This window comes from Terriglobales bacterium (assembly GCA_035651995.1).
Lineage (GTDB): Bacteria > Acidobacteriota > Terriglobia > Terriglobales > Acidobacteriaceae > DASRER01.
In genome coordinates, this window is the sequence record DASRER010000014.1 from 32,234 (window position 1) to 58,455 (window position 26,222).

Annotated in this window: 21 protein-coding genes; 16 read left to right on the forward strand and 5 right to left on the reverse strand. The window is 64.0% G+C overall.

Features of this window, described 5'->3' with window-relative positions:
- Positions 1-346: 346 nt before the first annotated feature.
- Together VFA60_05235 and ald are read right to left on the reverse strand one after the other, a co-directional pair.
- Positions 347-1,075, reverse strand: coding sequence for a CpsB/CapC family capsule biosynthesis tyrosine phosphatase (locus VFA60_05235; GenBank protein ID HZQ91176.1), 729 nt, complete (start codon positions 1,073-1,075; stop codon positions 347-349).
- Between the two features lie 143 nt (positions 1,076-1,218).
- Complete coding sequence (gene ald / locus VFA60_05240; protein HZQ91177.1) at positions 1,219-2,331, reverse strand: alanine dehydrogenase; 1,113 nt, start codon at positions 2,329-2,331, stop codon at positions 1,219-1,221.
- A 240-nt stretch (positions 2,332-2,571) separates the two neighbouring features.
- Between ald and VFA60_05245 the strand changes: the two genes are divergently transcribed.
- The gene (locus VFA60_05245; GenBank protein HZQ91178.1) at positions 2,572-2,910 is read left to right on the forward strand and encodes a hypothetical protein; all 339 of its coding nucleotides are present in this window, start codon (positions 2,572-2,574) and stop codon (positions 2,908-2,910) included.
- Positions 2,911-3,055: 145 nt separating this feature from the next.
- Here VFA60_05245 and VFA60_05250 read toward each other — a convergent pair whose 3' ends face one another.
- Positions 3,056-4,594, reverse strand: a complete 1,539-nt coding sequence (locus VFA60_05250; protein ID HZQ91179.1) for an aldehyde dehydrogenase family protein — start codon at positions 4,592-4,594, stop codon at positions 3,056-3,058.
- Between the two features lie 406 nt (positions 4,595-5,000).
- Here VFA60_05250 and VFA60_05255 point away from each other — a divergent pair, with 406 nt between their 5' ends.
- The 9 genes from VFA60_05255 to VFA60_05295 all read left to right on the forward strand — a co-directional run bounded on the left by VFA60_05255 (position 5,001) and on the right by VFA60_05295 (position 17,261).
- A complete protein-coding gene (locus VFA60_05255) occupies positions 5,001-6,257 on the forward strand; it encodes a hypothetical protein (GenBank protein ID HZQ91180.1) in 1,257 nt (418 codons plus the stop codon).
- A 211-nt stretch (positions 6,258-6,468) separates the two neighbouring features.
- Entirely contained in the window at positions 6,469-7,530 is a 1,062-nt protein-coding gene (locus VFA60_05260; GenBank protein HZQ91181.1) for a rod shape-determining protein, read from the forward strand.
- 110 nt (positions 7,531-7,640) lie between these two features.
- On the forward strand, positions 7,641-8,777 hold the full coding sequence (gene mreC, locus VFA60_05265; GenBank protein ID HZQ91182.1) for a rod shape-determining protein MreC: 1,137 nt from the start codon (positions 7,641-7,643) through the stop codon (positions 8,775-8,777).
- A gap of 6 nt (positions 8,778-8,783) precedes the next feature.
- Positions 8,784-9,305, forward strand: a complete 522-nt coding sequence (gene mreD / locus VFA60_05270) for a rod shape-determining protein MreD (GenBank protein HZQ91183.1) — start codon at positions 8,784-8,786, stop codon at positions 9,303-9,305.
- 8 nt (positions 9,306-9,313) lie between these two features.
- Positions 9,314-10,087 carry a carboxypeptidase-like regulatory domain-containing protein gene (locus VFA60_05275; GenBank protein HZQ91184.1) on the forward strand — a complete coding sequence of 258 codons (774 nt, stop codon included), beginning with the start codon at positions 9,314-9,316 and terminating at the stop codon, positions 10,085-10,087.
- A gap of 6 nt (positions 10,088-10,093) precedes the next feature.
- Entirely contained in the window at positions 10,094-12,097 is a 2,004-nt protein-coding gene (mrdA, locus tag VFA60_05280; protein ID HZQ91185.1) for a penicillin-binding protein 2, read from the forward strand.
- A 130-nt stretch (positions 12,098-12,227) separates the two neighbouring features.
- The gene (rodA, locus tag VFA60_05285) at positions 12,228-13,319 is read left to right on the forward strand and encodes a rod shape-determining protein RodA (GenBank protein HZQ91186.1); all 1,092 of its coding nucleotides are present in this window, start codon (positions 12,228-12,230) and stop codon (positions 13,317-13,319) included.
- A gap of 395 nt (positions 13,320-13,714) precedes the next feature.
- Positions 13,715-16,690, forward strand: a complete 2,976-nt coding sequence (locus tag VFA60_05290) for an Rne/Rng family ribonuclease (GenBank protein ID HZQ91187.1) — start codon at positions 13,715-13,717, stop codon at positions 16,688-16,690.
- Positions 16,691-16,964: 274 nt separating this feature from the next.
- Positions 16,965-17,261, forward strand: a complete 297-nt coding sequence (locus VFA60_05295; GenBank protein HZQ91188.1) for a GlsB/YeaQ/YmgE family stress response membrane protein — start codon at positions 16,965-16,967, stop codon at positions 17,259-17,261.
- A 113-nt stretch (positions 17,262-17,374) separates the two neighbouring features.
- On the opposite strand, the gene VFA60_05300 is transcribed toward VFA60_05295, so the two are convergent.
- Entirely contained in the window at positions 17,375-17,545 is a 171-nt protein-coding gene (locus VFA60_05300) for a hypothetical protein (protein ID HZQ91189.1), read from the reverse strand.
- Between the two features lie 358 nt (positions 17,546-17,903).
- Here VFA60_05300 and VFA60_05305 point away from each other — a divergent pair, with 358 nt between their 5' ends.
- From VFA60_05305 to pilQ, 6 genes are all read left to right on the forward strand, one after another.
- Complete coding sequence (locus tag VFA60_05305) at positions 17,904-18,143, forward strand: helix-turn-helix domain-containing protein (protein ID HZQ91190.1); 240 nt, start codon at positions 17,904-17,906, stop codon at positions 18,141-18,143.
- Between the two features lie 51 nt (positions 18,144-18,194).
- Positions 18,195-19,253, forward strand: a complete 1,059-nt coding sequence (gene pilM, locus VFA60_05310; protein ID HZQ91191.1) for a type IV pilus assembly protein PilM — start codon at positions 18,195-18,197, stop codon at positions 19,251-19,253.
- Positions 19,250-19,861, forward strand: a complete 612-nt coding sequence (locus VFA60_05315; GenBank protein HZQ91192.1) for a PilN domain-containing protein — start codon at positions 19,250-19,252, stop codon at positions 19,859-19,861. Before pilM ends, VFA60_05315 begins: the two co-directional genes overlap by 4 nt.
- Before the next feature lie 12 nt (positions 19,862-19,873).
- Positions 19,874-20,509 carry a type 4a pilus biogenesis protein PilO gene (pilO, locus tag VFA60_05320; protein HZQ91193.1) on the forward strand — a complete coding sequence of 212 codons (636 nt, stop codon included), beginning with the start codon at positions 19,874-19,876 and terminating at the stop codon, positions 20,507-20,509.
- Positions 20,510-20,536: 27 nt separating this feature from the next.
- The gene (locus VFA60_05325; GenBank protein ID HZQ91194.1) at positions 20,537-21,208 is read left to right on the forward strand and encodes a hypothetical protein; all 672 of its coding nucleotides are present in this window, start codon (positions 20,537-20,539) and stop codon (positions 21,206-21,208) included.
- 281 nt (positions 21,209-21,489) lie between these two features.
- Positions 21,490-24,015 carry a type IV pilus secretin PilQ gene (pilQ, locus tag VFA60_05330; GenBank protein HZQ91195.1) on the forward strand — a complete coding sequence of 842 codons (2,526 nt, stop codon included), beginning with the start codon at positions 21,490-21,492 and terminating at the stop codon, positions 24,013-24,015.
- A 159-nt stretch (positions 24,016-24,174) separates the two neighbouring features.
- Here the strand turns inward: pilQ and VFA60_05335 are convergent, their stop codons facing one another.
- Positions 24,175-24,501: a hypothetical protein gene (locus VFA60_05335; GenBank protein ID HZQ91196.1), complete on the reverse strand. Its 327-nt coding sequence runs from the start codon at positions 24,499-24,501 to the stop codon at positions 24,175-24,177.
- Positions 24,502-26,222 lie beyond the last annotated feature (1,721 nt).

A 26,222-nucleotide genomic window follows, 5' to 3' on the forward strand; every position in this document is an offset into this window, starting at 1 on the left:
ATTAGAGTATCGCAGGAAGAAAACCGTTTCACGTTGTTCGTTTCCCGTTTCCCGAAACAACCCAGGCAAAGGCTTCACCGCGGAGCCGCAGAGGACGCAGGAAAATCAGGAAGGTCATCCTGAGGGAGCCCCGCCGCGGCGGGCGAGTCGAAGGATCCCTACCTGACCACGGACCGTGGTGCGAGCAGGGATGCTTCGACTGTGACCCGCTATGCGGGCCTCCGCTCAGCATGACACAACCCCAAGGCGACTAATCCACGTGAAGGAAAGAATGGAAGTCCACGCGTCTGGGAGCTGCAAGATTACGAATCCTCTGCGCCCTCTGCGCCTCTGCGGTGAATCGCCTTTACGCCGGCGCCGGCACGAACGGCAGCGGCTGGCCTTCCACGATGGCGCGAGGGTTGGCGTCGACCATGGCATGGGCGGTCTGGGGGTCGGCGAGCCTGGCGAGTTCTTCGCGCGCGGCGGAGAGCACGGGCGGACGGCTGCGCAGGTCGTGCGCGTCGGTGGCGATCACGTGCGCCGCGCCCTGCGACATGAAGCGCAGCGCCGCTTTTTTCGCGATCGGGCCCCAGCGCCCGGTGAGCGCGTTCGCCGTGATCTGCACGATCGCCCCCTGCCTCACCCACGCCTGCACCAACTCAGGCCGCCGCTGAAGGATCGGGTTGCGCTCCGGGTGCGTGATGATCGGAACCAGCCCCTGCCGCTGCAGCAGGCCAAGGTGTTCGCTCGCGTTGGGCGAAATGGCGAAATCGCTAAATTCGACCAGCAGGTAGTTGGTCGTGCCGATGCGGTAGCGCTCGGGATGATCGAGGCAGTCACGGATGTTCTCATAGGAAAAATGGAAGTCGCAGCCGAGCGAGAAGTTCAGCAGGTTGCCGGAGATGTCTTTCAGGCGTGCGAGGCGCTCCTTCAGGTCGTCGCGGTTGTATGCGTACTCTTCGTTGGCGTGCGGCGTGGCCACGATGTGGCGAATGCCGTCGCTGGCCGCCACGCGGCACATCTCGGCGGCCACCTCCCAGGTCCTGGGCCCGTCGTCCACCTCCGGGATGATGTGGCAGTGGATGTCAACCATGCAGGAGCAGTTTCAAGTTTCCAGTTTCAAGTTTCAAGCAAAACCGGCCAGCCTTCAACGCTGAGGACGCGGAGAACGCCGAGGAGCGCAGGGGAACTGATTCAAAGAACACTGCGTTCTCTGCGTCTCTGCGGTGAACGGGCCTAGATCAGTTCCGTCACCGGCTTCGACGGTTTGCCCTGCGACTGCGCCACGGCCGGGTAGGTGACGTGTCCGGCGAAGGTGTTCACGCCCTCGCGAATGCCGGGGTCGCTCTTGATCGCCGCGGCCGGGCCCATCTGCGCCAGCTTCATCACGTACGGAAACGTTGCGTTGGTGAGCGCGAACGTGGAAGTGTGCGGCACGGCGGCGGGCATGTTGGTAACGCAGTAGTGGACCACGCCGTCAACCGTATACGCGGGGTCGCTGTGGGTGGTGGGGCGCGCGGTTTCGATGCATCCGCCCTGATCAATGGCCACGTCCACGATGACGGCGCCCTTCTTCATGCGGCTGACCATGGCTTTGGTGACCAGCTTGGGCGCGGCGGCGCCAGGGATGAGCACGCCGCCGATGACCAGATCGGCGTGCTCGGTGGCCTTGGCGATGGTGTAAGAGTTCGAAGCGAGGGTGAAGACGCGGCCGCTGAAGATGTCGTCGAGTTCGCGCAGGCGGTTCAGGTTCAGGTCAATGAGGCTGACAATGGCGCCCATGCCGAGCGCGATCTTGGCGGCGTTGGTGCCCACAATTCCCCCGCCGATGATGCACACCTGCGCCGGCGGCACGCCGGGGACGCCGCCGAGCAGCACGCCGCGTCCGCCACGTTCTTTTTCCAGGTAGGAGGCGCCGATCTGCACCGACATCCGTCCCGCGACCTCCGACATGGGCGTGAGCAGCGGCAGGGTGCCCGCCTTGTCGCGAATGGTTTCGTAGGCGATGCCGCTGACCTTGTGCTTCAGGAGCTGATCAGTGAGTTCGGGCAGCGGCGCCAGGTGCAGATACGTGAACAGAACCAGGTTGTCACGCAGGTGAGGGAACTCGCTCGAGACCGGCTCCTTGACCTTGACCACCATTTCGGCGCGGCGCCAGACGTCGGCGGCCGTGGAGACGATTTCGGCGCCGGCCTGGCTGTAGTCCTGGTCGGCGATAGAGCAGAGTTCACCGGCGCGCGTCTCGACGAGGACTTTGTGGCCTGCGTCGGTGAGGGCCTTCACGCCGGCCGGGACGATGCCGACGCGCGATTCGTGGTCTTTTACTTCCTTGGGGACGCCGATAACCATTTTTTCTGTTGCTCCGCCGGCGACGCGCGGCAGCGGAGTGTTCTCCTGGTCAGCATTGCACCGTCCAGTGGGCGTTGGAGGGCGCGGTTAGTTATATCAGGTTGAGCGCGTTTTTCTGTGCGGCGGCGTGTCCGCGCAGGCAGCCGGCCCGCCCTGCCAGTCAGGCGCATCGTCCTTTTACCGGCAACGAGTGGTTCTGGAAAGGGCTATGCTTATCGAGTTCCCGCCGCGGAGTTCACCATGCCGCGCTCCCGCCGGAAGTCGATACCAGCAATCCTGCTGCTATGCGCCGCGCTTGCGCTCATCGTGCCCTCGATGGGCTGCGACGCGGTGATCGCCTTCTCCTCGGTGAACGGCTGCCTGACGTTCGTCGCTGCCAGCGGCAACTGCACCATCTTCCACGTAACCGACGGCTCAACCCTGTTTCTTGTCGGTGGAGCGATTCCGCCGCCGAACGCCAGCGTGCGTTTGACCGGCACGTTTGTTCCGACCATGACCGTCGTGACCTCGTGCACGGTGCTCTCACGCGGATTTCAGGTGAACTCGTTCACCGTGCTGGCGCCGACGTGCGGGTTCTAGGTTCGTCTTCGCCCCACGGGCGTGGGCAGGGAGACTGCGCCCACATTCGCGCCGCAAAAAGCGCGGCGCGAACGCAGGGCACCATCCGGTCCTTGGTTTTTGCGTTTAGCCCGAAACTCGAAACTTGCAACTCGAAACTGCCATTTCACTCCGGCCGGTCGATCTGGGCGCGCTGGAGCTTGTCCGAGTAATCGATGTAGAGCGACTTCCACTCGCTGTAGAAGTCAATCGCAGCGGTCCCGCCCTCGCGGTGTCCGTTGCCGGTGGCCTTGGTGCCGCCGAAGGGCAGGTGCACCTCGGCGCCGATGGTCGGCGCGTTCACGTAGGTGATGCCGGTGTAGAGGTCGCGCATGGCGCGGAACGCTTTGTTCACGTCGCGCGTGTAGATGGATGACGACAGGCCATACGGCACGTTGTTGGCGATGGCGATGGCTTCGTCGTAGCCGTTGCAGGGAATGACGGAGACGACCGGGCCGAAGATTTCTTCCTGCGCGATGCGCATCTTCGGGTCAACGTCGCCGAAAACGGTGGGCTCGAAGAACCAGCCGTGCTTGTGCTCGGGGCCGGTGAGGCGATGTCCGCCGGCGAGCAGCTTCGCGCCGTCTTTCGTGCCGACCTCGACGTACCTGGTGGTGGTGTCCAGCTGCTGCTGGTTGATCTGCGGGCCCATCTGAACGGATTCATCGAGGCCGTTGCCGACCTTGAGCGACTTCGCGCGCGCCACCAGGCCATCGACGAACTCGCGATACACGCCCTTCTGCACGATCAGCCGGCTGGCGGCGGTGCAGCGCTGGCCGGTGGTGCCGAAGGCGCCCCAGAGGGCGCCGTCGAGGGCGAGTTCGAGGTTGGCGTCGTCGAGAATGATGATCGGGTTCTTGCCGCCCATTTCGAGCGAGCAGTGCTTGAAGGTCTTGGCCGCTTCGGCGCCGACGATGCGCCCGACCTCGCTCGATCCGGTGAACGAAACCGCGCGGACGTCAGGATGGGAAACGATGGGCGCGCCCGCTTCCGGGCCGAAGCCGGTCACGATGTTGATCACACCCGGCGGCAGCCCCGCGTCCATGAGGGCCTGCACCAGCTTGAAGGTGGAGAGCGGCGTGTCTTCCGCCGGCTTGATCACGCAGGTGTTGCCGCAGACCAGGGCGGGGAAAAGCTTCCACGACGGGATTGCCATGGGGAAGTTCCACGGCGCGATCATGCCGCACACGCCGATGGGTGTGCGCACGCTCATGGCGAACTTGTTGCGCAGCTCCGAGGGCACCGTCTGGCCGAACGTGCGGCGGCCTTCGCCGGCCATGTAGTAACCGGTGTCCACGGCTTCCTGCACGTCGCCGCGGGTTTCGTGCAGCACCTTGCCCATCTCGCGCGTCATGTCGCGCGCGTACTCTTCCTTGCGCTGGATGAGCAGCTCGCTGGCGCGGAAGATGATCTCAGCGCGGCGCGGCGCCGGCACCAGACGCCAGCTCTCGAAGGCCCTGGCGGCGGCGGCGACGGCGTCGGCCACGTCGCGCTCATTCGACCGCTGGAAGATGCCCACGACCTCGCGCGTGTCGGCCGGATTCAGGTTCTCGAACGTCTGGCCGCTGTGTGACGCGACCCACTCGCCGTTGATCAGGTTCTTGTAAGTCTTCGCTGCCGCGCCAGTGGAGCGGGCTGCCGTGGAGACGGTGTCTGCGGTTGCCATGAGGGTCCCCTGCGATGAATTCCAACTGTTTATCGTACCGTAATGTGACAGATTGCTCTACGCGGGCGAAGGATTCGCCGTGGGACTCAACGCGGAGGGCGCAGAGTACGCAGGGGAGCGCGGAGGAAAACAACAGGCAAAAGGAAAACCGCCTCAACGAGAAGGAAGGCCGATTCAAGTATTCGTTTCGAGTGCTTCTTCTTCGTTTTCGTTTCCTCTGCGGCTCCTCGGCGCCCTCAGCGTCCTCCGCGTTGAAGCCCCGAGTTCTTTTGGCCTTTTTCTGCCCGCGGGACCCGTGCCAAAAGGTGCTGAACGGGGGTGCCTTGGCAGTTAATCACCTTATATCCGCAGGGTTTTAGCTGTGGTACTCTGACCTCAAAATCGGCCTGCAAATCCTTATTTCTGAATGGCACCGGGCAGAAAATCCGACCCGATGATCGGCTGGGTCACGATCACCTACCGCAGCGTGATCCTGGCGGTGCTGGGACTGCTTCTGCTGGCCGGCATGGTCTTGTACATCGCTTTTCCCGACGCCACCAAACGCGTGCTGCAGCGCGTGGAAAACGCCATGGCGGGCAAGGGCGTGACCGACAACAAGCCGAAAGAAGGGCAGCAGGCGGCCAACTTCACGCAGCTCGATGGGACCGTGCGCGTGAAGAAGCACGACAGCAACAACTGGATTTCCGCCGACTTCACCGTGCCGCTGGAAAAAGGCGACGTGGTGCAGACGGCCTCCGACGGCATCGCGAAAATCGTCTTCGCCGACGGCAGCAACTACGTGGTGAAGCAGGATTCGCTGATCGTGATCGAAGAAAACTCCACCGACGCCTCGCAGCGCACGCAGGTTTCGGTGCAGGTGACGACCGGTACGGTGGACCTCTCGACCTCGACCTTCACGCAGGGCTCGCGTTCGGGCGTGTCGGTGGCGGGAGCCAGTGCAACGTTCGCGCCCGAATCGTCGGCGCAGGTGCGCAACGATCCGCGCGACGACAGGCACGAGATCATGGTGAAGAAGGGCTCGGGCGAAGTGACGCGCAACGGTGAAACCGTGGCCCTGACTTCGTTCGAGCGCGTGAGCTTCACGACTGATTCCAGGATGGCCAAGAGCAAGGAAATCAGCCCGCCAACGCTGATCTCGCCGCAGAACATGGCGCCCATTTTCATTTCCGGCGGCGCCAAGACGCAGGACTTCCTGTGGACGCCGGTGGCGCTGGCCAAGCTTTACCGCGTGCGCATCTCCAAGAACCCGTACTTCTCCTCCACCGTGTACGACGAGAAGACGAGCGCGACGCAAGCGCGCGTGCCCAACCTGAAGGAAGGCAACTACTACTGGCAGGTGCAATCGGTGGACGCGACCGGGCGCGAGTCGGTGGAGAGCGAGCGCAACCGCTTCACCATCATTCCCAAGTCGGACCAGCCGGTTGCGATCCAGCTCGAGCTGCAGCCGTTCGTGCAGCACGGCCACATCCTGGAGATCAAGGGACAGACTGAGCGCGAGGCGCGCGTGATGGTGAACGGCAGCGAGGCCGAAGTGCGGGACGATGGTTCGTTCTTTTATTTCACCAAGCCGCTGCCGCCCGGCGAAAACCTGATCACGGTGACGGCGCAGAACACCCGCGGCGGGACGCGCACCAGGCAGGAGAAGGTAGTGATTCAGCGGTAGGCCGCTCGAGCCAAAGGAAGGCTTGAGTGGGGCGCCGCGACAGGTTCGGGAAGCCCGGAAAAACGGAGGCGAGACACGGCCGGCCATGTCCGGCGGTGCGCCGCGGGCGCTCCCGAAAGGCGAGTACAATTTGAGAGTAGCCGGCCCTCCGCCGAAGCCTCTCCACAGCCAGGGCGCACCCCGAGAGCCAGCAAGAGAGACGCAGCACACCATGTCATCGAACGGCTTCCATAACACATCGCGGTTCAACAACCTGCGCTCGCTGTTCAGCATGTTCTCCAGCGACCTGGCCATCGACCTGGGGACGGCGAACACGCTGGTGTATGCCAAGGGCAAGGGCATCGTGGTGAACGAGCCCTCCATCATCGCCGTCAACAAGACGACGAACGAGGTGGAAGCGGTCGGCAAAGAGGCCAAAGAGATGCTCGGGCGCACGCCGGGCAACATCGTGGCCATCAAGCCGATGAAGGACGGCGTGATCGCCGACTTCCGACACACGGAGAAGATGCTGAACTACTTCATCCAGAAGGCGCACAACCGCAAGATGCTGGTGCACCCGCGCATCGTGATCGGCGTGCCCTCGGAAATTACCCAGGTGGAAAAGCGCGCCGTGATGGACTCGGCCTATCGCGCCAAGGCTTCCGAGGTCCACCTCGTCGAGCAGGCCATGGTGGCGGCCATCGGCGCTGGCCTTCCGATCACCGAACCCAGCGGCAACATGGTGGTCGACATCGGGGGCGGCACGACCGACATCGCCGTCATCTCGCTTTCCGGCATCGTCTATTCGCGCTCGGTGCGCATGGCCGGAAACCAGATGGACGAGGCCATCATGAATTACCTCAAGCGCAAGTACAACCTGCTGATCGGCGAGCGCACTGCGGAGCAGATCAAGATCGAAATCGGCAGCGCCTATCCGCTCGACAAGCCACTGACCATGGAGATCAAAGGCCGCAACCTGATCGAGGGCGTGCCGAAAACCATCACGGTGGATGACAGCGAAATCCGCGAGGCGCTGGGCGAGTGCGTGGCCACCATCATGAACGCCATCCGCGTGGCGCTGGAGCGCACGCCGCCCGAGCTGAGCGCCGACATCAGCGACCGCGGCATCGTGCTCACCGGCGGCGGCGCGCTGCTGAAGAACCTGGATAAGCGGATCCGCGAAGAAACCGGCCTGCCGGTCTCCATCGCCGACGATCCGCTGGCCAGCGTTGTGCTGGGCACGGGCAAGATGCTTTCGGATTTCAAGTTGTTGAGAAAGATTTCGATCGAGTAATCGCTCGCGGGCCGTGATATCGGTTGCGAAGTTTCGAGGTTTCGAAGTTTCCGATCGCGCGACCGCGTTCAACCTTGAACTTCGAAACCTCGAAACTTCGAAACTGAATCATGGACTCCTTCTTCTCCCGCTACCGTAACCTGACCATTTTGGTGGCGGTGCTGTTTGCCCAGGTGCTGGGCCTGGCGGTACAAGTCCGCCGCAAAGACGAGAAGAGCGACCGCCTGCTGCGCATCTGGGCCGTGGCCGCGATTTCGCCGCTGGAAAAAGGCGTGATCGGGGCGCAGCACTTGTTCGGCGACATCTGGCACAACTACTTCTGGCTGCGCGGCGTGCGCACCGAGAACGCCGAATTGCGCGATGAGATCCAGCGGCTGCGCCTGGAGCAGATCCGGCTCACCCAGGATGCAGCTCAGGCGCGTCGCCTGCAAACCCTGCTCGCCTTCAAGGAACAATTCATCCACAAGACCGTCGCCGCGCAGGTGATCGGCACCAGCGGCAGCGAGGCGTCGCGGCTCATCACCATCGACAAAGGACGCGACTCGGGCGTAGCGACGGATCAGGCGGTGATCACGTCGGAAGGCGTGGTCGGGAAAGTGGTGAAGGTGTACGGCGGCTACTCGCAGGTGCTGCTGCTCAGCGATCCGGCCAGCGGCGTGGGCGCGCTGATGAGCAATTCGCGGCTGCAAGGCGTGGTGCGCGGAACACCGAACGGTGAGTTGATGCTGCACTACATCATGGCCGACGAGAAGGTGGAGCCGGGCGAACTGATCCTCACCAGCGGCGGTGACCGCGTTTTCCCCAAGGGCCTGCCGATCGGCGTGGTGAGCGACGTTGCCCGCGGTCCGGACCTGTTCCTGAATATTCGCGTGAAGCCGGCGGCGCGCCTGGGGCGATTGGAAGAGGTGCTGGTGATCACGCAGGTGGATGAGCGCAGCGCGCAGCCGGAAACGGCCGGGCCGGTGAGGGCGGCCGACATTCTGGCCGAGCGCCTGCCCACGTTGCCGCCGCCCAGGCCCGATGGCACGACGCCGAATGCGGCAAAGCTGGCGGCGCCGGGCGCAACGGGCGCTTCACCGAACAAGCCGGCCGCGCCGGCGACCACGCCGAATGCGGCGCCGGCGGCGGTGAATCCCGCGGCGACAAATCCCGGAACAAAGCCCGGGCCGAAGCAGCAGACCGGCGAAATCGCAAAACCGCCGCAGGCGGTCGCGCAGCGGAGCGGGGACCCTCCCGATGCAAGGTGACGGCGCATGGCGGTAGCCGCCTATCAGTCGCGGGAGAAGATCGAGGTCTATCGCTTTCCGCTGCCGGTGGCGATTGCCATCCCGGCGCTGGCGATTTTTCTCCAGGCGTTCGTGCCGGTGAAGTTCCGGTTCTTTGAAATTTTCGACCTGCCGCTGCTGGTCACGATCTTCTTCGCCGTCGCGCGGCGCAGCCAGATCAGCGGCCTGCTGACGGGATGCGCCATCGGCCTGGCGCAGGACGCGCTTGGGCATCATCCCATCGGCGTCTACGGCATCGCGAAAACAGTCGTGGGCTGGGGCGCGTCGTCGCTGGGCGTGAAGATTGACGTGGAGAATCCGGGCTCGCGCCTGCTGCTCACGTTCGGTTTCTACCTGCTGCACCAGGCGGTGTACTTCGTGGTGGACCGCGGGCTGGTGGGCGACACGGCCGCCTGGATGTGGGGACGCACGCTGGTGATCGCGGCCATCAACGCGGTGCTGGCGGTGCCGATGTTCGCGGTGCTGGACAGGTTCAAGCAGAGGGCGTGAGGCACAACTTGGAGCGCTATCGCACAACCCTGATTGCGTGCGGACTGCTTGTGAGTGCGATCTGTATTGCCGAAGTACACGGGACAGTGAAAGCAATGTCCGGAGAACCCGTAACCGGCGCGGTTGTGTTTCACGGGCTGGTCAGCAACGCGACTACGGACGATCAAGGACGGTACGTTTTACCCAAGGCGAAGGCGCCAACAGTGGTAATCGCATTGGGTCGCGGTTTTCACCCGGCGACCGCATTGCTGTCTGGGGACGGGACAACGGCCGAGTTTGTACTGGTACCGGAATCGGAGTGGAGAGTTCCGCCCTGTGAAGGTCGGAAAGGAACGTTCGGACACTATCTGAAGCTGCCCCGCCCATCTCGGATGAAGACGGTCCGTGGTCGCGACGTCGATTACGAAGGCGCCGCCATTTCCTTTCGCGACAAGGAGACGAGGAAGCAATACTGGTTGACCGTGCTATGGGGAGGCATGGCATACGCAGGGCGACCTGCCGAAAACAAATACTTCCAGGCCAGGAGCTTCGCAACCCGGCTCTGGGTCTCGGGTGAAACGATTGGACTAGATGTCAGCGGCATCGATGCTGACTCTACAAGATGGCGGACGGTCGGACCCCTGTATGGTGGAAGCGTTGCGTGGTACGAGGGCGTTTCCGAGGAAGCCGCAAGGTTTTTCGACGCAGTGATGGACGGTATGTGCTGGGATGGATCGGCAGCGGCACACACTGGGCAGTCCGGTGAAAGACAACGAGAGCTGAAACTGGCAACTGGCAACTGACAACCAATGTTTTCCGGACGCGAGGAAAAAATTCCGCAGCTTCGCCTGACGATGGTGCAGTACGGCATCCTGGCGATCTTCCTCGTGCTGCTGTTCGGCTTGTGGCGGCTGCAGGTGACCGGCAGCGAGCGCTACGAGAGCCTGGCGGAGCGCAACCGCGTCCGCACCATTCCCATCCTGGCGCCGCGCGGCAAGATTCTCGACCGCGAAGGCCGCGTTCTGGTGGACAACTATCCGTCGTTCTCCGTGCTGCTGCTGCGCGACCAGGTGAAGAACATCGAGCCGGAGCACATCGACAAGATCGCCGCCGGGCTGAACATGTCGCCCAGCGAAATCCGCGACCGCCTGCGCCGCATTGCCACCGCGCCCGCGTTCCAGCCGCTGGTGCTCAAGGACGACATCACGCCGAGCGAGCTGCAATTCATCGAGGCGCACAAGTTCGAGCTGCCCGAGCTGGAGACGATCCTGGTGTCGCGGCGGCTGTATCCCAAGAACGGCTTCCTGGCGCACACCATCGGGTACGTGGGCGAAGTCAGCGAAGACATGCTCAATCAGCCGCAGTACGAGCTCTACGAGCCGGGCATGATCGTGGGCAAGTCGGGGCTGGAGCAGCAGTACAACGACCTGCTGATGGGCAAAGACGGCTCCCGGCGCGCGGTGGTGAACAGCCGCGGCAAGGAAGTGGACCGGCTGAGCGAAACGCCGGCCGAACCCGGCAAGCCGCTCAAGCTCACGATCGATCTCGACCTGCAGATCGCCGCCGAAGTCGCCATGGGCGACAAGAACGGCGCCATCGTCGCCATGGACCCGCGCACGGGCGAGATCCTGGCGATGGTTTCGCGGCCCACGTTCGATCCGAACGCGTTCTCGGTGCGCATCTCGCGGCAGGAGTGGGCGCGCCTGGCCACCGACGACGAGCATCCGCTCATGAACAAAGCCATCCAGGCCCAGCTCGCGCCCGGCTCGGTGTTCAAGATCATCATGTCGGTGGCGGGACTGCAGGAGGGCATCGCGCAAACGCTGCACGTGAACTGCCCCGGCGGCGCGACCTTCTACGGGCGCTACTTCAAGTGCTGGGTCGCGGCCGAGCACCGCGCGCACGGCGCGGTCGATATCAGCAAGGGGATTTACCAGTCCTGCGACGTCTTCTTCTACACGCTGGCAGAAAAACTCGGCATCGGCCGCATCGCGCAGTACGCCACCGCGCTCGGACTGGGCAAGCGGACCGGTATTGACCTTCCCGGAGAAATGGCCGGCGTGATGCCGTCGGAAGAGTGGAAGATCCGCAACTTCAAGCAGAAGTGGTACGCCGGCGAAACAATCTCGGTCGGCATCGGGCAGGGCGCCGTCGCTGTCACCCCCATCCAGCTCACCCGCGCGATTTCCGGCATCGCCATGGGCGGGCAGTTGCGGCGTCCGCACCTGGTCTTCGACAACGAAGTGCCGCAGCAGACGCTGCAACGCGTAAGCGCGGCTTTTCCGGAAGAAGTGAAGTTCGACCTGCAGCAGTCGAACTGGGAAACGATCACCGACGCCATGTCGAACGTGCCTTCGCCGCTGGGCACGGCCAACAGCGCGCACCTGAACGGAATCGATTTCGCCGGCAAGACGGGCAGCGCGCAGACCATGAGCAACGCGCTGGCGCAGAAGCTCGGGCACAGCCACTCGATGAAGGACAACGCCTGGTTCGTGGGCTTCACGCCGCGCCGCAGCCCGGAGGTGGTGGTCGGAGTGCTGTTCGAGGGCGGCGAGCACGGCCAGTTCGCCGCGCGCATCGCGGCGCAGGTGGTAAAGGCGTTCGTGGAGAAGCAGCGCGCGCGGGCGGCGCAGCAGAAGACGGCGGAGCTGCGTCCGGCGAAACCTGAGGCGGAATTTACGGGCGTCTGGTCAGCCGAAAGCGGAGATGCAGGGAAGGAAGGGAAGAACAGCGGCCTGCGCGCCGGCCGCGTCCGCATTCCGCTGGCCGTGACGGTGGCGCCGGCCAAGGCCGCGCCGGGAATCAACCCCTAGGTTCGAGTTTCAGGTTTCGAATCTCGAGCAGAAGCAAAAGCGGTTCGCACCAAGGACACGAAGGGCACACAAAGGGCGCTAAGGAAGGCACGAACTAGAAACTCGAAACTGGAAACTCGAAACTGCTTTCATGTCTCGCTACGTTTCATACCGCGACTTTGACTGGTTCCTGCTGGGGATGGTGCTGGTGATCTGCGGCCTCGGTGTGGTCGAGATCTACAGCGCAACCTTCACCACCAAGTTCGCGGGCGTGCACCTGAAGCAGGTGTACTGGATCATGGCCGGGGTCGCCATCATGTTCCTGGTGAGCCTGGTGAACTACCAGGTGGTGCTCGACTATATCCACTGGGTATATCTCACCGCCATTGTTTCGCTGGTAGCTGTACTCATCTTCGGCAAGAAGTACCTCGGAGCGCGGCGCTGGATCCAGCTTCCCGGCGGACAACACTTCCAGCCCTCCGAGTGGGTGAAGCTCATTCTCATCCTCGCCGTCGCCAAGTATTTTGCCGACATGCGGCAGCGCGAGGCGTCGTGGAGTGACATCATCAAGGCCGGCCTGCTGGTGGGCGTGCCGTTCCTGATGGTGCTGGTCCAGCCCGACCTGGGTACGGCGCTGACCTACATTCCGGTGGTCATCATGGCGCTGTTCCTCGGCGGCCTGCGCCTCAAGCAGGCAACCGTGCTGGTGCTGGTCGCGGCGCTGGCCATGCCGTTGGCTTACATGAAGCTGAAGCCGTATCAGCGCGCTCGGCTCACCAGCTTCCTGCATCCGGAGGCCGATTCGCAGGGTTCAGGCTACCAGGTGGAGCAGTCGCTGATCGCGGTCGGCTCCGGCGGGCTGTTTGGCCGGGGGGCGACCAAGGGCTCGCAGACGCAGCAGGGGTTCCTGCCGGTGCCCCATACCGACTTCATCTTTGCCGCGTTTTCCGAGGAACACGGATTTGTAGGCGCTTTAACCCTTCTGCTGCTATACTTTATGGTGCTGATGCGTTTAGTCCACAACGCCCAGACGGCGCCTGACCGCGCCGGAGGGTTTGTGGTGATGGGTGTGGTGGCGGTGCTTACGTTCCACATCCTGGTAAACGTCGGCATGGTGGTCGGCTTTATGCCGGTCACCGGAATACCGCTGCCGCTGATGAGTTATGGCGGCTCGTCGGTTTTGTTCACATTCCTGGCGCTGGGCATTGTCAACAACATACGGATGCGCCGGTTCGTGAACTGAACGAAAGGATTCCGAAGCAGGAGCCGCCCAAGGGCGGAAAAATTTGAGCAGTAAGACCCTCCAGGACGAGGGTCAACGCCGGTCGCGAAAAAGAGAGGCCGGAGCGGACAAAGAGATGCGAGCCCGGCGCTGCGGCGCAGGGGCAGAAAGTGTCTCCCGCTGGGAAGGTAACGGCCCCGCGCGGCAACGGCCGCGGCGGAGTTGGCCACAAACCCGGCGCGAGGCGCGACAGGTGCGAAGATTCCCAAGCTTCCCATCCGAACATGTGCTTACGCCGGTCGAGGCAGACCTCATGGTGTGCCTCGGGCGCGCGGAGCTTCGCGCATCCTCTCCGCTCTGATCTCTCCGTCTCCGCGCCGGTAGACCCCGCTCACGACAGCGGGACCGGAGACACAATGAACAAGGAACTATTCATCTCCTCAACGCCCCACGAAACCAAGGTGGCGGTGGCCGAGGACGACCAGTTAGCGGAAATCTACTTCGAGCGCGAAAACGAATACAGCCTCGCCGGCGCCATCTACAAAGGACGCGTCACGCGCGTGCTTCCCGGCATGCAGTCGGCTTTCGTGGACATCGGCCTGGAACGCGACGCGTTCCTCTACGTGACCGACTTCCTCGAGGAACAGGACGAGCAGGAGGAATTTGAGAACGTGGCGGTGCCGCAGCCGCGGCAGCCGCAACTGGAGCGGGCGCAGCAGCAGCAGCAGCAGCAGGCCTCGCCGGCAACGGAGGCCGAGGCTGCGCCGGAAGAAGCCCGAGGCGAGGCTCAGGACGAGGGCGGCGAAGAAGAAACGCAGACCGAGGCGCAGGCCGAGGGCGAAGCGCCGGCGAGCGCTGAAGGCGGTACGCAGCCGCAACAGAACGAAGAGGGCGTGCGCCGGTGGCGCGGGCGCCGTCGCCGCGGGCGCCGCCGCGGCGGACGGGATGAACGGTTTGATCGCGGTGGAAGAGAGGACCGCGGACGCGGTCCCGAACAGCGCGACACCCGGCCCGAAACTCGCGACGAAGGCCGCCACGAGTTCCGCGACGAAGGCCGCTATTCATCGCGTCGCGAATCGCGAGGCGACTCGCGCGAGTACGGCCCGCCGGCAGGATATCAGCCGATCATTCTTCCCGGCGAATCCATCTCCAAGTACAACCGGCTGGCGCAGCAGCAGGCGCCGCCGCCGCAGCATCCCGCGGGCATGACCGAAGCGCTGCCCGGGCAGGAGACGGCGCCGACGGCTTCAGAGGAAGCGGCGCGTCTGTTCGGCGAAGCCGGACTCGATACCGGCGGAAGAGATGAAGCCGAGGCGGAGCGCCGGTCCGCCGAGATCAATCACGCACAGCCTGAAAGCGAGCTGCACGTGGCCGCCGGCGATGAATCGCGCGAAGAATTGACCCAGCAGCCGCACCAGCTCGAGGTCAAACCCGGCCCGGGTCCGGAAGTTTACGGGCACACCCGCCAGCACGAGCAGGGCCAGGGCGCCGGCCGCGAGGCCGGGCCGCCGCGTCGCAGCGGGTTCTTCTCGAACGTGGCGTCATTCTTCCGCGGCGAGAACGAGGAGGGACCGCGCAGCGAAGGCGCGAGCCGTGAGGCGAGTGAACGGGGCGAGCCCGCCGAGTTCGAGTCGCAGCCACACGAGCATGAATCGCATCCGGCGCAGAAGAGCGAATTCCGCTCCGAAGAATCGCGCTCGTTCGCTCCCGGCGAGGGCGTGGTGGAAGAGGAAGTGATCGACGAGGAGGAGACCGAGTACGCCGGCGCAGCCGAGGAACCCGACGACGCCGAGTTCGAGGAGATGGAAGAGGAGACGATGCACGCCGGCCGGCGTCCCAACGGACGCGACGACGCCGAAGGCGGGCTGACGCTCGAGGGCGGCTACGACCAGAGCGTGGAGGGCGAAGGAGACGGCAACGGCGAGGGAGACGGCAACGGCGAGGGAGAAGAGGGCGGCGGTTACGACGCCGAAGCCGACGCCGCCCAGGCCGAAGCCGAAGCGGCGCTGGCGCGCGGCGGCGACTTCGCGCCCGATCGCGCCGAGTTGCGCGGACCTTCGGGCACGGCCGGCTACCAGCAGCGCTCGGAGCGCAGCGAACGGCCCGACCGCGGCTTCGATCGCCGCGGACAGCGCGGGCGCGGCGGGCGCCGCGGCCGGCGCGGGCGTCCCGGACGCGAGCCGCATCGCACGCAGATGATCTCCGAGTTGCTGAAGGAAGGGCAGGAGATCCTGGTGCAGATCGCCAAGGAGCCCATGGGCAAGAAGGGCGCGCGCATCACCAGCCACATCGCGCTGCCCGGCCGCTTCCTGGTCTACATGCCGACCGTGAACCACATCGGCGTGTCGCGGAAGATTTCGTCCGAGGAAGAGCGCTCGCGGCTGAAGCGCATCGTGCTCAGCGAACGCGAAAACGGGCATGGCGGCTTCATCGTGCGCACCGCGGCCGACCGGGCCAACGAGGAAGAGTTGCGCGCCGACATCCGCTTCCTCAAGAACCTGTGGCAGGAGATCAAGTCGCGCGCCGAGAACGCCAGGGCGCCGGCGCTGATCTACCACGACCTGAGCCTGGTGGAGCGCATCCTCCGCGACCAGGTGAACCAGAACTTCACCAACATCTGGGTCGACACGGAAAGCGATTACGAGCGCCTGGTGCGCTTCGTCAGCCGCTTCCAGCCGGCGCTCACCAAGCGCGTGAAGCTCTATACAAAGACCACGCCGCTGTTCGAGCAGTTCGGCATCACCGACGAGATCAGCAAGGCGCTGAAGTCGAAGGTGTGGCTGAAGTCAGGCGGCTACATCGTCATCAACCAGACCGAGGCGCTGGTGGCGATTGACGTCAACACCGGCAAGTACGTGGGCAAGACGCAGCGCCTGGAAGACACGATCGTGAAAACGAACGTGGACGCCATCCGCGAGATCGTGCGGCAAATCCGGCTGCGCGACCTGGGCGGCATCATCGTCATCGACTTCATCGACATGGATGAGCGGAAGAACCGCCAGCGCGTCATGCAGGCGCTCGAGCAGGCCCTGCGCAGCGACCGCTCGCCGTCCAAGGTGCTCCAGTTCAACGACTTTGGGCTGGTGGCGATCACCCGCAAGCGCGTGAAGCAGTCGCTGGAGCGCACTCTCGGCCAGCCCTGCAACCATTGCAGCGGCACTGGCTTTACCAAGTCGGTTTCCACGGTGTGCAACGAGATCTGGGTGGAAATGCGCAAGATGGCCAAGACGTTCGAAGCTGGCGACGTGATGCTGCGCGTTCATCCCGAGGTCGCCAAGGCGCTCAAGGCCAACGGCGGACGCTGGATCCAGGAGATCGAAGAACTGATCGGGAAGAACCTGATCGTGAAGAGCGATCCGCTGCTGCACGAAGAGCAGTTTGACGTGAACTAGCGTAGAGACGTAGGTCCGCTACGTCTGCCTTAACTTATGTGGAGCCCGGCCGCCCTCGGCCGGGCTTTTTGTCGCGCGCGCGACCGGCCGTGCTCGCCTGAAAACCGCCGCGCTCCGGCTCGCCTCCGCCAACGTGTCGTTCCAGGAGCGATTCCGGAGGCGGCGCCAGCCCTGCCGCAGCACGCGATTGAGGTGAACCGCGGCTGGGAGGCCCGGCATCCTGCCGTCCGAAGCCCCGCGTCTAAACAGGTGTTCCCCCGACAGGAGGAAAGGTATGGGCGCGATTATTGGCTGGATCATCTTCGGATTGATTGCGGGCGCGATCGCCAAGCTGCTGATGCCCGGGCGCGATCCGGGCGGATTCATGATCACCATGCTGCTCGGCATTGCCGGCGCGGTGGTGGGCGGTTTTATTGGCCGGGCGCTGTGGGGCAGTTCGGGCGTGAACGACTGGAGCCTGGGCAGCTTCGTGCTGGCCATCGCGGGCGCCGTTCTGCTGCTGTGGCTGTACCGCATGTTCGTACGCCGGCGCGACACGACGGGCGCCGGCATCGGGCGCAGAGCAGCGTAGGCTTCTTACCGACGAACTCTGCGTCGCCCTAACCGGCCGGTTGAGCCGTTACGGGATTCAGGCGGATTGCCGCTGCGGAGGCCGCCAAGGTCCACACACGCTCTAAAGCGAAACTAGCGCGCGGCGATTAAACGCGCCTTAATGAGGCGAATTGTTGGCGCGCCGATGATTCCATAAATATTATCTTGGTCGTCTTTTGCCACCAGCAGCCCGAAACCCAAGGCGGAACTCGGGTTAGAACCTGCACGATTGTCCTTAGTTCCCGCTGCGCCAGAATGCGTCACGACTTCCTCTGCGCGCGAATGGCACCCTCGACGCACCAAAGGACGTGCTTGGTGGTCTTGCCCCAACTGCATTAACACCACAATTACTGGTATCCAGGTACTCAGGATGGTACGAGATATGCGGCTCGGTCACGAACGTGCATGGCCATACTCCTGTTAAAATCAGATAAAACCCGAAAAAACCCAAAGAAAGTCTTGACACCTCCCGCCGTTACACTGATATAACTCGCGCATTCTGGTTTTCCCCCCCGAGAAAGTAGAGGATTATCTCCTCGCTGTTTGCCTCATGAAGGTATGGGGCCGTTTCCCGTCTGCGGGAAGATGGGGCGTCACATCGTGTGGAAAGGGTCAGCGCTTTATGGCCGATTCGCCAGAAGTCATGAACATCCGGCAAGCCTCGCAATACCTGGGCGTGAGTCCTGACACGCTTTACAAATACGTTTACGAGGAGAAAATACCCGCATTCAAACTGGGCAACCGCTGGAAGTTCAAAAAGACCATCCTCGACTCGTGGATGGAGCGCAAGAGCACTCTTGGGGAAGGCCGGAGCAGCAGCAAGAAGAAGCCGCGCTCGGCGCGGGCGGCAGCCGGACACTAAGGCGGGTTGGCGGCTGGCACGGAAGTGCCGGCAGCTGGGGAGAGAGACAGCATGTTCGGATTGGGTGGAGCAAAGACGATTGTCGGGCTGGACATCGGCTCCAGCTGCATCAAGGCCGTCGAGCTGAAGAAGGCGCGCGGCGGCATCGAGCTGGCGCACATCGGCGTGGAGCCGCTGGCGCAGGACATCGTGGTGGACTCGATGATCGTCGATTCCGGTTCGGTGTCGAGCGCCATCAGCAAGATCTTCAGCGAGCGCGGTATCAAGTCCAAGGCCGTGGCCACCTCGGTCAGCGGACACTCGGTCATCGTGAAGAAAATCTCCGTTCCCACCATGTCGGAGCAGGAGCTGGCCGAGAGCATCCAGACCGAAGCGGCGCAGCACATCCCGTTCGACATCACCGACGTCCACATCGACTACCAGATCCTGAGCGAAGACTTCTCCGGCCCGCAGATGGACGTGCTGCTGGTGGCCGTGAAGAAGGACAAGATCCTGAACTACACCAACGTCCTGTCGCTGGCCGGCAAGACGTGCGCGGTGGTGGACATTGACGCCTTCGCGCTGCAGAACTGCTACGAGTACAACTACAGCCCGGCGCCGGGATCGGTTGTCGCGCTGCTCAACCTGGGCGCCAGCGTGATGAACATCAACATCGTGCGCGGCAACGTGCCGCTGTTCACCCGCGACGTTTCCACCGGCGGCCACCAGTACACTGATTCGCTGCAAAAAGAGCTGGACCTGAGCTTCGACGACGCCGAGGCCCTCAAGCTCGGCAAGCAGGTCGGCACGGTGAGCGAAGATGCCAAGCTGCCCATCCTCCAGCAGGTCACCGAAGTGATCGTGCTGGAAATCCAGAAGACGTTCGACTTCTTCCGCGCGACGGCGGCGGGCGAACACATTGAGCGCATTTACCTGGCAGGCGGTTCATGCAGCGTTGCCGGCCTGATGGAAGCGCTCCGGCAGGAGTTCTCGCTGCCGGTCGAGATACTGAATCCGTTCCAGAAAATCGGCTACTCGGAAACCCAGCCGGGCGCCGAACTGATCGGGCAGAACGCGGGACAACTCGCGGTCGCGGTGGGATTGGCCCTCAGGAGCTTTGACGACCTATGATTCGCATCAATCTTCTCGGCATACCACACTCCAAGCGGGGCAGGCGCGCCGCCATGGGCGGTGGCGGGGGCGGCGAGGGCGGCAGCCCGATCGTGGTTCTCGCGATCCTTGTGCTCGTCGGCCTCGCAGCCAACGGCTGGTGGTACTGGCACCTGAACAGCATGCACGACCAGCTGATGGCCGACATCGCGAAGGAAGACATCGAGAACAAGCGCCTGAACGACGTCAAGACCAAGTACGACGCGCTGGTCGCGCAGCGCAAGGCGCTCGACGATCGCCGGCAGGTGATCGAAGACCTGCGCGCCCGCCAGTCCGGGCCGGTGGACCTGCTCACCATGGTGGGCAACACCGTGAACCAGACCGACGGCGTGTGGCTGGTGACGATGAAGGATGACGGCAACTCCATCAGCCTCGATGGGACGGCGCTGGGCGCAAACGCGGTGGCCAACCTGATCTCGAATCTCCAGAAGCAGAAATACTTCAAGAGCGTGGAGATCAAGGAAACCTACCAGGACGACCAGATGAAGGAAGTCCAGGCGTTCCAGTTCACGCTGGTGTGCGAGAAGCAGCCGCCGCCGGTGCCACCGCAGCAGGAAAAGAAGTCGTAGGGGAAGGGTGCCATGGCAAAGTTCAGCGAAATGCCGGCAATGACGCAGTTGGGGATCGTATTCGGTCTTCTGGTGGCGCTTTCCGCCGCGGCCTGGTTTCTGGTCTACCAGAAGCAGGCCGACGCCAATAAGCTGGCCGCCGATCAGCTCAAGCTCAAGCAGGACGAGAACGCGCGCCTGCGCAAGATCGAGCTGGAGATGCCCGACCTGCAGCGCCAGGTGGAAGGCAAGAAAGAGCAGCTTGAGGCGATGAAGAAGATCCTGCCCGACGAGAAGCTCGCCGACCAGTTCATCCACCTGATGCAGGAGACGGCGGCCAACGCCGGCATCGAGGTGCGCCGCTACACCGCGCGCCAGATGAGCCCGCAGAAGTTCTACACCGAGGCCCCCTACGAGATGGAACTGGACGGGCCGTATTACTCGATGCTCGACTTCTTCGCGCGGGTGGGCAAGCTGGAGCGCATCATCAACGTGAACGGGCTGAAAGTGGCGGCCCTGACCAGGGCGGGCGATTCCGGCGCGCGCCGGCGCTATGCCTACGCTCCCAATGAGAGTGTGGCGGCCACCTGCGTGACCACCACGTTTTTCAGCCGCGAAGACCTGGCCAAGCCGGGCGCTCCGCCGGCCCCGGCAGCAGCGAAGAAGTAAGTGAGAAACGTTTTGAGGACAGCCGCCATGAAGCTCGCGAAACTGGGATTGGTTGTAGTGGCCGCCGCATCGGCGGCCTGGGCACAAGCCAAACCGGCCGCGCCTGCGGCGCAGAAGCCCGCCAGCGGCGCGGTCGTGTCGCCGGCCAAAGGCGGCGCGGTGGCGCAAAAGCCCGCGGCAAAGCCTGCCGCTCCGGCGGCGGGCACGCCTTCGGCGGCCATGCCCGCGCTGAAGCCGGCAAAACCGGCGGCCAAGGCGGCCCCGGTGATGCACTCGCCCATGGCGCCCAAGAAGGCTGTGCCGGCCAAGAAGGCTGCGGCCAGGCCCGCGGCGGCGAAGCCGGCGGCTGCGCCGGAGATGGCCAGGGCGGGCAACGAAGGCCGCGGCAAGCGCGACCCATTCGTCAGCCCGATCGTGAGGGTTTCCAGCGGGCCCACGGTGGCATGCAACACCGGCAAACGCTGCCTGGTGGCCGGCGAACTGATGCTGCGCGGCATCGTGAAGGCGCAGGATGGAATGATCGCGGTGGTGGAGAACTCCAGCCATCGCACCTATTTCCTGCGCGAGAACGACCCGGTCTACAACGGCGTGGTCAGCAAGATCACGGGTGACTCGATCGTGGTGCGCGAGAACACCACCGACAGCGTGGGACGTCCGATGACGCGCGAGGTGGTGAAGAAGGTGGCGCCCACGGCGTAGAGAGTTTTGGCAGAGACGTAGCGTGCTACGTCTCGGCTGTCAAGGCGCGAATCGTTTTCCCCGCGCCGGAAAGGCAATACGGCGGGATCAGGTGCCGCCGCGCAGTTCAAAGCAGTCGCACAATTCGGGCCGAACCCAGGGAGCAGGAGCCGGCTGGGGCACCACGGAAGGGACTTGTGGCGCTCCGGGACGGAGGGCTAATTCTTACGCGGATGCGTGTCGGGTGCTGACACGGCCGCCGCGCACGCCATGGCCGAGTTCCGGGCGTGGGGAGAGACGAGATGAGGCGAAAGCAACTGCTGGGAATTTCACTTCTGCTGCTGGCCGGCTGCATCAGCGCGGCCGCGGCCGCGTCGCAACTGACGGACCTGAACGTCGCGTCGGCGGGCAACATGACCACCGTCACGTTCAAGACCAGCGGCGCGTTCACGCACAACGAGTACCGGCCCACCGACAACCTTCTGCTGGTTGACCTGGCCGGGGTCTCGCCCGCGAAATTCGCCAACAGCACCCGCGACGTGAAGACCCCGGGCGTGGTGTCGTACCACGTGCTCGATTACAAGGGCGCGAACGGCGGCGAAGTCACCCGCGTCGAGATCTCGCTGCTGCCCGGCGCCATGGTCCACGTGAGCGACGTCCCCAACGGACTGGCGCTGCGCGTGATGGGCGATGCCTTTGCCGCGCCGGCGAAGCCGGCGGAGCCTTTTGCGAAACCGGCGAAGCCGGAAGCTGCGGCCAAGACCGAGACCGCCAAGCCAGAGTCAAAGCCTGAATCCAAGCGCGCCGCGAAGACGGTTGCTTCCGCCCGGCCGGTGACGGTCGAGAGCGTGTCGCTCTCGCAGGGCAAGGACGGCATGCAGGTCGAGATCATCGGCTCGGGTCCGATGACCGCCAAGGCCATCCGGCTGAAGGAGCCCGACCGCGTTGTCCTGGACATCGCTAACGCAGTTCCCGGCCCGAAGGCGCACGCCATCGCCACCACCAGCGGCGATGTGAAGGGTGTGCGCATGGGCCGCTTCCAGGCGCAGCCTCCGGTCACCCGCGTGGTGGTTGACCTGGCCGCGAGCCGGGAATACGAAGTGGCGCCCGCCGGCAACAAGCTCACGCTGAAGCTGCGCGGCGGCGAAGCCATGCTGCTGGCGTCGAACATCAGCGCTCCGCCGCTGGCATCGATTGCCGCGGCCGTGCCGCCGGCGCCCATCTCCATCCCGGCCGCCGCCGTTCCGGCCGCTCCGGCGAAGGACCCGGCGAAGGACGCGAAAGAGTTCGTGTACCTGGAGCCCAACTATCATCCGGCGACGCCCGAAGCCGCGGCTGCCGCCGCCAACGACATCGCGCAGAAGCCGGCGACCTCGGCCGATGTAAAAGCAGAAGCCAAGGCGGACCCCGCCGCGCGCGCCGCCGAAGCTGCGTCGCGCATGCGTCCCGAGGTCACGGTGAACAACCTGCCGGCGCCTCCGGCGGCTGCCGCTGCGCTCTCGCCCAAGCTGGCCAACAATCCGGCGGCAATGCAGGCGGCCATGGCGCAGGCGCCTGCCGCCGCGCCCGCAGCCGCCAAGCCGCGCTATACGGGCGAGCCGATCTCGGTGAACCTGAAGGACGTTGACCTGAAGGACTTTTTCCGGCTCATCCACGAGATCAGCGGCCTGAACATCGTGCTCGATCCCAACGTGCGCGGCTCGCTCACGCTGGTGCTCGACGACGTGCCGTGGGACCAGGCGCTCGACATTGTCCTGACCAACAACGGCCTCGACAAGGAACTGCAGGGCAACGTGCTGCGCATCGCCACGGTGGACACGCTCCGCAAGGAAGCGGAAGCCAACCGCGCCAAGACCGAAGCCCAGGCCCTGGCCGTCGACCGCGTGCTCTACACGCACTACCTGAGCTACGCGCAGGCGAAGGACGTGATGCCCACCATCAAGAAGTTCCTTTCGCAGCGCGGCGACCTGATTGCCGACGACCGCACCAACGCGCTGATCATCCAGGACATTCCCAACATCATTCCTGAAGTGCAGCGGCTGCTGGTGCAGCTCGACCGCAAGTCGGAGCAGGTGGAGATCGAAGCCCGCGTGGTGGCGGCGACGCGCAACTTCGCGCGCGACATCGGCACGCAGCTCGGCTTCGGCTGGGGCAACTCGACCAGCGTGGTGGGCGGGGCCAGCGCGGTCGGCACCAGCCCGCTGCTGATCAACGGCCTTACGCCGTCATTCATCACCATCGGCAACAGCATTCCGCTGTTCTCCAACCAGCCGGCGGTGGGCCCGACCAGCGGCATCACGGTGTCGAACGCGACCAACAACTATCGCCTCGACTTCGTGCTGACCATGGCCGAGACCCGCGGCCTGCTGAAGATCCTGTCGCGTCCGCGCCTGGTCACGCAGAACAACATCCAGGCCGTGATCCGGCAGGGCGCCCAGATCCCGGTGGTGACTGCCGCGCAGTTGGGCGGCCCGCCGACCGTCACCTACGTGCAGGCCTTCCTGCGGCTGACGGTGACGCCGCAGATCACGGCTGAGGGCACGGTGTTCCTGAACATCGACGTGGAAAACACCGTCCCCGACTTCGGACGGCAGGTGAACGGCAACCCGACGCTGAACACGCAGCAGGAAACGACCAAGGTGCTGGTCACCGACGGCGGCACGGTGATGATCGGCGGCGTCATCCAGACGCAGAACTCGGTCAACGTCAGCCAGGTGCCGCTGCTGGGCAATATCCCGGTGCTGGGCAATGCGTTCCGCCGCCGCGCGGTCTCCACCAGCACGCAGGAACTGATCTTCTTCATCACCCCGAAGATCACGCAGAGTTAACCTCCACCCCATTGCGCCAAAGGCGGGCGCAATGGGGACCCCGGTTTCGGCCGAGCCCATCAGGTTCCGGAAGAGCCCTCGCGACGAGCGAGGGCTTTTTATTTGTGATTTGTTATTTGTGATTGGCGATTGTCCGTGTTTGCGTCTCCGTTCGCGTGATCAGGTCATGTCGTGGCGGGTGAGCATGACGTCGGTGGTCTCCGGCTGCGATTCGCCGCGGGCGCGCGGTGTGTAGGTGGTGTAGGCGGCGTCGATCTCGTCGGTGTTCTGCACCGGTGGCGGCGGTTCGATGGTCATCTCCTCGGTGTGGACGCCGAGTTGGACGCGCTTGAGGTTGGAGACCGCGGTCTGGAGGATGTAGGCGAGGACGCTGGCGCGCTTGAGGTCAACAGTTTCTGCGAGGACCGCGCGGGCGAGATCGGTGAGCGCGAGCTGGATCGCATCGGCGTCCTCGAGCGGCGGGACGGTGGCGCGAGGACGGTTCACCTGGTAGTGGAAGTAACAGAAGCGTCCTTGGCGGACGGGCGGCGAGCCGCAAGGGCGACCGTCAATGTGGACGTAGCCGCAGCGGCGCGCGAGTGTGCGATGCCGTTTCGTAGGGCACCCCCCTCTGGTGGTAATGATTTCAGTCAGTTGCGGAGCGGGTTTCGGGCAAGTTGATGCAGGGCCGTGGGTTAGGACCGAGGTCTTAACGTGTTTGTTTTCAGTTCTGCTGATTGGAGTGCGCGGCTTAGTCGCGCTGCGCGCTCCGGCGCCGCGTCTCTTTCTTGAAGGCCGATCCCAGCGCTGACGCGCTGGGCTCAAGCAAATGCCGCCCTTCGGGCTCAGTCAAGTGCGCATCATTCTGGGCCCTACTTTCAGAGTAGCAAATCGAGGTGGGGCAATGCGCAAGCGCTGGAAGTTTTTATTATGAGCGTTTGGAAGGAGTTAGACGGAAATCGGGTGACTGAGGGGCTTGACAGGATTTGCGGACAAAGCGCCCGCCGGGAGGACGCGGCTCCCGGGGTTCGCTGTTCTCTTGGAGGTGAATCCGCGTCATCCGCGTTTATCGCGGTATGCGTTCGGACAGGAAGGACGAGCCGTGCCCGCACGCCTCCTTCCGCCTGCGCTGCGCTCGACGCCGGTCGGCGTCGCGGGCACGCAGGAAATGGACATGGCTGAGGTCCGCGGCCCCGGAGTCACGCCGGAGGGTGAAGTCCGGGGCTTCAGGCCCGGCGCCCGCGTTGAAACCACTTGGGCTTTATCCCCTTGAATCAGGCCGGGTCACGACGGGGACTTTACCCCCGGAACACCGGCCAATGGATATTGCGATCGCCGATGTTCGATTATCCGGCCAACCACTCCAGAGTTGAGGTCGGGTTATGACCTTTAAGGCTTCCCTTCTGTGCATTCTGGTTGTTTCTACGGTTATGTTGAGGGGCCTCAGGCGTGCTATCGCCGTTTCGCTGCTCTTGTTGTTCGTTGCATCAGCGGCCCACGCTCAATCGATGAGCTATTCCGGCACGTGGCAGTTCCGAAAAGTCCCGATCCCTACAACAGCGGGCGGCCTCCGGCTTGTGCTGGCTGATCTATCTCCGGATAGCGAGTACTCAATAGGAATCGAAGCGAAAGATGTTAGTCAAGGAACACTCGTGGTGGGTGCAGCTGTGGTCGATGCGTCCGGACCAATGCGCCACCTGAAGTCCATCGATAACTGGCCCTCCGGGCAAGTAGTCGTTACGGACTCAACGATCCGAATTCTCGGTAACGGAAATGGCAACGCGCTGGTCGTGTGAGGGACCGTCCCGACGGGAACTCGCGTGACCGTCGAGAACGCGTCGGGCCAGGTGGCGGCCGTCACAGTGGGAGGCGATAGCAGCCTGCTCCTTCACAACGGGGTGTCTGTCGCTGAGCCTGTTCGGGGCCTTGGGACAATCACACGGCAGATTCTCCACCGCACCGCGACCGCATCCTCACAAGCGCCGCAGGAGTTGGTGGCCCTGGGCACCGGTGGCTACTTTGCCACGCCCCGAGGACTGGCCTCACACATCATAACGTTCTCAAAGCCTGCATATCCCGGTACTATCGCTCATGTAATGTCAGCGCAGCTGAAGATCCGTATCGATGAGACTGGGCGAGTTGTCTCGCAGCAATCACTGGAGGGGGACGCGCTGGCCCTGGCCGCATGTTCTCGGTCGATTAAGAACTGGCAGTTTCGCCCGTTTGTC